This window comes from Phycicoccus elongatus Lp2 (assembly GCF_000367525.1).
Classification (GTDB): domain Bacteria; phylum Actinomycetota; class Actinomycetes; order Actinomycetales; family Dermatophilaceae; genus Phycicoccus_A; species Phycicoccus_A elongatus.
In genome coordinates this window covers 3,072,492-3,077,683 of the sequence record NZ_HF570956.1, presented here as the reverse complement: position 1 = coordinate 3,077,683, position 5,192 = coordinate 3,072,492, and the positions used below count along the sequence as shown (strand labels likewise).

The window sequence follows — 5,192 nt, the reverse complement described above, 5'->3', positions numbered from 1 at the left end:
CGGATCGCGCCGCCGGGGGCTGGCCTTGGGCCGGCCGGCCAGCGGGCAGAGCGGGATCAGGCGCCCGGCGGGCGCTCGCGCACCAGGCAGGTGATCCGGGAGGTGCAGACGCGCTTGCCCTCCTCGTCGGAGATGACGATCTCCCACACGCTGAGCGTGCGCCCCACCGAGAGGGGGGTGGCCACGCCGGTGACCAGGCCGGCGCGCGCGGCCCGGTGGTGCGTCGCGTTGATGTCGACGCCGACGACCACTTTGTCCGGGCCGGCGTGCAGGGCCGACCCGATCGAACCCAGCGACTCGGCCAGCACGACCGAGGCGCCTCCGTGGAGCAGGCCGTAGGGCTGGGTGTTGCCCTCGACCGGCATCGTGGCGACCAGCCGCTCGGCACTGGCCTCGATGACCTCGATGCCCATCCGGGCGTTCAGGGAGCGCGGGTTGAGCGCCTCCATCTCGCGGACGGCGGCCAGCACCTCGTCCGGGGTACTGGTGGTGATGTCGACGGTCATTGGGGCACCTCTCGTGCTCGGGGTGTCAGCGGTTGCGCCTAGGCTGCCACACGTGCCGACACTGCTCCTCCTCGATGGACACTCGCTCGCCTACCGCGCGTTCTACGCGCTGCCGGCGGAGAACTTCTCGACGAGCACGGGCCAGAACACCAACGCCGTCTACGGCTTCACCTCGATGCTCATCAACATGCTGCGTGACGAGCAGCCGACCCACATCGCGGTGGCCTTCGACAAGTCGCGACAGACCTTCCGCAGCGAGGAGTACGCCGAGTACAAGGCGGGCCGGTCGGCGACGCCGACCGAGTTCTCGGGCCAGATCCCGTTGGTGCACGAGGTGCTCCAGGCGCTGCGGATCCCGTTCGTGGAGTCGGAGGGCTACGAGGCCGACGACCTCATCGCGACCCTGACGACCCAGGCCGAGGCGGCCGGCATGGACGTGCTCATCTGCTCGGGGGACCGGGACGCCTTCCAGCTCGTCAGCGACAAGGTGACCCTGCTCTATCCCGTCCGGGGTGTCTCCGAGGTCTGGCGGATGACCCCGGACAAGGTGGAGGAGAAGTACGGCGTGCGCCCCGAGCGCTACAGCGACCTCGCCGCGCTCGTCGGCGAGTCCAGCGACAACCTGCCCGGCGTCCCCGGTGTCGGGCCCAAGACTGCCGCGAAGTGGCTGGGGCAGTACGGCGACCTCACCGGCCTGGTCGCGCACGTCGACGAGATCAAGGGCAAGGCGGGTGACGCGCTGCGCGAGCACCTCGACGGCGTGCTGCGCAACCGCCGCCTCAACCAGCTCGTCCGCGACGTGGAGATCGGGGTCGATGTCGAGGACCTCGCCCGCACCAACTGGGACCGCGAGGAGGTGCACCGCGTCTTCGACGGACTGGAGTTCCGAGTGCTGCGCGACCGGCTCTTCGAGTACCTCGAGCCGGTGGAGGCCGAGTCGCAGGGCGGCTTCGACCTCGACACCAATGTGCTGGGCAGCGAGGACGTCAGCGGCTGGTTGGAGCACCATGCGCCCAAGGGGTCGCGGGTCGGGGTCCACGTCGTCGGCACGTGGGGGCGGGGCACCGGCGATGCCAGCGCTGTGGCCGTGGCCACCCCTGACGGTGTCGCGGGGTTCATCCCGCTGATCGATCTCGACGAGGAGGCCGAGGCGGCAGTGGCGTCGTGGGCGGGGGATCCGGAGCGACACAAGGTCCTGCACGACGCGAAAGGGCCGATGCACGCCCTGGCCGCGCTCGGCATACCCCTCAAGGGAGTCTCCACGGACACAGCACTGGCGGCCTACCTCGTGCGCCCCGACCAGCGTTCCTACGACCTGGCCGACCTCGTGCTCCGGCACGTGGGGCGTGACCTCAAGCCCGAGGCGGCGGCGCAACCCCAGGGGATGCTCGACTTCGCGGCCGACGACGATGCCGCCGCCGACGAGGCGATGGTGCGCGCCAGGGCAGTACTCGACCTTGCCGAAGCGCTGTCCCAGCAGCTCGACGACACCGGGGGTACGGCCTTGATGGCCGATATCGAGCTCCCGCTGGTCGACGTGTTGGTGGACATGGAGCGCACCGGGATCGCGGCCGACCTGGCCGGATTGACCTCACTCGAGGCCGATTTCGCAGGCAAGATGGCAGCAGCGCAGGCCGATGCGTATGCCGCGATCGACGGTGAGCAGATCAACCTCGGCTCCCCGAAGCAGTTGCAAGTGGTGCTCTTCGACACGCTGGGCATGCCGAAGACCAAGCGGACCAAGACCGGTTACACCACCGATGCTGACGCCCTCAACGACCTCTTCGCCAAGACCGAGCACCCCTTCCTCGAGGCCCTGCTGCGGCACCGCGACACCGCGCGCCTGCGCGTGACCGTCGAGGGGCTGATCAAGTCGGTCGCCGACGACGCGCGCATCCACACGACCTACATCCAGACGATCGCGGCCACCGGGCGGCTCTCCTCGACCGACCCCAACCTGCAGAACGTCCCGATCCGCACCGAGGAGGGGCGGCGGATCCGTGAGGCCTTCGTCGTCGGGGACGGGTTCGAGTCGCTCATGTCCGCGGACTACAGCCAGATCGAGATGCGGATCATGGCGCACCTGTCCGGGGACGCGGGCCTGATCGAGGCCTTCCGAACGGGGGAGGACCTGCACCGCTTCGTCGGGTCGCGGGTGTTCGGCGTCGAGCCGGCCGACGTGACCGCGGAGATGCGCAGCAAGGTCAAGGCGATGAGTTACGGGCTGGCCTACGGCCTGTCGGCCTTCGGCCTGTCCAAGCAATTGGGTATCTCGACCGGTGAGGCGCAGGGCCTCATGGACGAGTACTTTGCCCGCTTCGGCGGGGTCCGCGACTACCTGCGCGATGTCGTCGTCGAGGCAGGGAAGCAGGGGTACACCGAGACGATGTTCGGGCGCCGCCGCTACCTGCCCGACCTGACGAGCGACAACCGGCAGCGCCGCGAGATGGCCGAGCGGATGGCCCTCAACGCCCCGATCCAGGGCTCGGCCGCAGACATCATGAAGGTCGCCATGCTGGGCGTCGGCCGCGCCCTGGCCGCGTCGGGCGCGAGGTCGCGGATGCTGCTGCAGGTGCACGACGAACTGGTCCTCGAGGTCGCGCCGGGGGAGCGCGACGACCTCGAGGCACTGGTGCGTGAGCAGATGGCCGCGGCCGCGGTGATGGACGTCCCGCTAGACGTCAGCGTCGGGGTCGGGCGATCCTGGCACGAGGCCGCCCACTAGGACCTCCCCCGCACGGTGGCGGCGCATCGCCACCGCCAGGAGGGTCGCGCCGACGAGCACGACGGCGCACCCGCCGCCGAAGAGGGTCCACGCCAGTTGGGCCGCAGAGTCGTGCCGGGCGACAGCCACGGTGACGATGACCGCGATCGCGACGACCCAGAGCAGCAGGCCGAAGCGATGGTCCGCCCGCGCGAGCCGCCAGTACACGAAGACCTGGGCCAGGGCCCACATGCCACCGATGGCGGTGAAGAGCGGCACGAGGCCGGCCAGGTGGGCGTAGGAGGACCCACCGACGAGCAGCGCCAAGGGTTGACGCAGCAGCATGGTCAGCAGGATCCCGAGGGCGACGATCGCTGCGGTCGCGGTGACGGCCAGCCCCACATGGCGCGAGCCGCGGCGGGTCGCCATCCGTGAATAGACGACGGTGACGACGAAGGCCGGCGCCCACAGGGCGGCCTTGCTGAAGATGGTGAGGACGGCGAACTCCCCGGCGGCGACCGGGTCGAGGAAGTGGCGCGCCAGGGGCGCGTCGAGGCTGGAGACGACGAGAAGTGCCGAGGTCGCGGTCATGCCGTGAAGCACGGGACGGTGCCAGCTCGGCCCGCGGCGCAGCGCCTCCCGGGCAGCGGGAGCGCCGACGACGAGCATGGCAACCAGCGCCGCGACGATGGCAGCGGCAGCGATGGCGGCCATCACGCCCGTGACGCCCCACCCGGCGAGACCGGCCAGGACGCCGGCCAGCAGGCGACTGAGCCCCACGGTGACATAGAGGCCGGCCAGGGCGAGGAAGCGATCGGTCCCCTGGAGGTCACCGAGGACCGCATAGGTGAGGCAGGTCGGTCCGACCACCAGAGCCAGGAGCAAGGCCGGGGTGGGTCCGTCGAGATGCAGTCCCCAGATGACGATCGGGGCGAGCACGCACGTCAGCAGGATCATGGCGCCCCCGACGACGGTGCCGGTCCGCAGCGCGGTGCCCCCGGCCGACGCCTGGTCGCCGTCTGCCGCGCGCGCCCGTGCGACCCGACGGGCGACGACGAGCTGGAGGGCCAAGGCCGGCACGGCTCCGATCACGGCCAGGTTCGTGAGGGCGACCAGGGCTCCGAGGTTCTCCGACGTCTGGGTCCGGTTGAGGACGAGGAAGAAGCCGTAGCCCAGCAGGTTCGCGGTCATCGTCCCGACCGAGATGAGCAGCGCAGGGACGGTGCCGGTGCGCAGCATGCGGACCATCCCGCCTGCTGCGCGTGAGCCGCCCTGCGGGCCGTCCTGCGCCGACACGGTGACCAACGATGCCACGCGGAGCGCTGGCGTTCCGCAACTAGCATTGCTGACCGTGGCGCCGACGACCGATAGACGCTCCCCGGCGGTCGCCGGCGTCGTGGCGGGAGCCGTCGTGTCGGTGGGGGTGGCGCTCCTGCTGTGGTGGCGCTCCCTGGGACGGGGGGAGTTCCTCTATCGCGACTTCGTGACCGCGCCGGTGCCGGCCCGCCCGGCCTCCTGGTTCCCCGGAGACTATGCCTCCCTCAGGGCCTGGCCATTGGATGCGCTCACCTGGCTGCTCGCGCCGGTCGTCCCCGCCGGAGTGCAGCAGCTCGCTGTGCTCCTGGCAGTCCCGGTGCTCGCGGGCACCGGCGTCGCTGTGCTGGTGTCGCGATGGGGGCCGCTGCCGGCGGCCGTCTCGGCCGCGGTCGCCGTCTGGAACCCCTACGTCGCCGAGCGGCTGCTCATGGGGCAGGCGCCGACCCTGCTCGCGTATGCCGCGGCACCCTGGGTGGCGCTCGCGGCCCGGTCCCGGGCCCCGCTGCCCCGACGGGTCCTCCTCGTCCTGCTCGCGGCGCTGCCCGCGGCGCTCACCCCGTGGGGCGGCCTGGTGGCCCTGGCCACGGCCCTCGGTGCCGGCGTCACCCGCCACGATCGGCGTGGTCGAGAACTCGCCGCGCTGGCCGTCCTCGGGATCGGCTGGG

General features: G+C 71.3%; 4 protein-coding genes. 2 read left to right on the top strand and 2 right to left on the bottom strand.

Annotated elements, in window-relative coordinates; all coding sequences use genetic code 11:
- Positions 1-56: 56 nt before the first annotated feature.
- A complete protein-coding gene (locus BN10_RS14920) occupies positions 57-506 on the bottom strand; it encodes a hotdog fold thioesterase (RefSeq protein ID WP_010852078.1) in 450 nt (149 codons plus the stop codon).
- Positions 507-558: 52 nt separating this feature from the next.
- Here BN10_RS14920 and polA point away from each other — a divergent pair, with 52 nt between their 5' ends.
- Complete coding sequence (gene polA, locus BN10_RS14915) at positions 559-3,231, top strand: DNA polymerase I (protein ID WP_010852077.1); 2,673 nt, start codon at positions 559-561, stop codon at positions 3,229-3,231.
- Here polA and BN10_RS14910 read toward each other — a convergent pair.
- Entirely contained in the window at positions 3,181-4,506 is a 1,326-nt protein-coding gene (locus BN10_RS14910; RefSeq protein WP_198014075.1) for a polysaccharide biosynthesis protein, read from the bottom strand. The genes polA and BN10_RS14910 overlap by 51 nt on opposite strands.
- A 55-nt stretch (positions 4,507-4,561) precedes the next feature.
- On the opposite strand from BN10_RS14910, the gene BN10_RS17560 reads away from it, so the two are divergent.
- Positions 4,562-5,192 (top strand): hypothetical protein (locus BN10_RS17560; RefSeq protein ID WP_198014074.1); only part of this gene is annotated, 631 nt, incomplete at its 3' end.

Excerpts from the sequence above, each read along its gene's own strand:
- BN10_RS14920 (WP_010852078.1), bottom strand. The coding sequence starts at position 506 with ATGACCGTCGACATCACCACCAGTACCCCGGACGAGGTGCTGGCCGCC.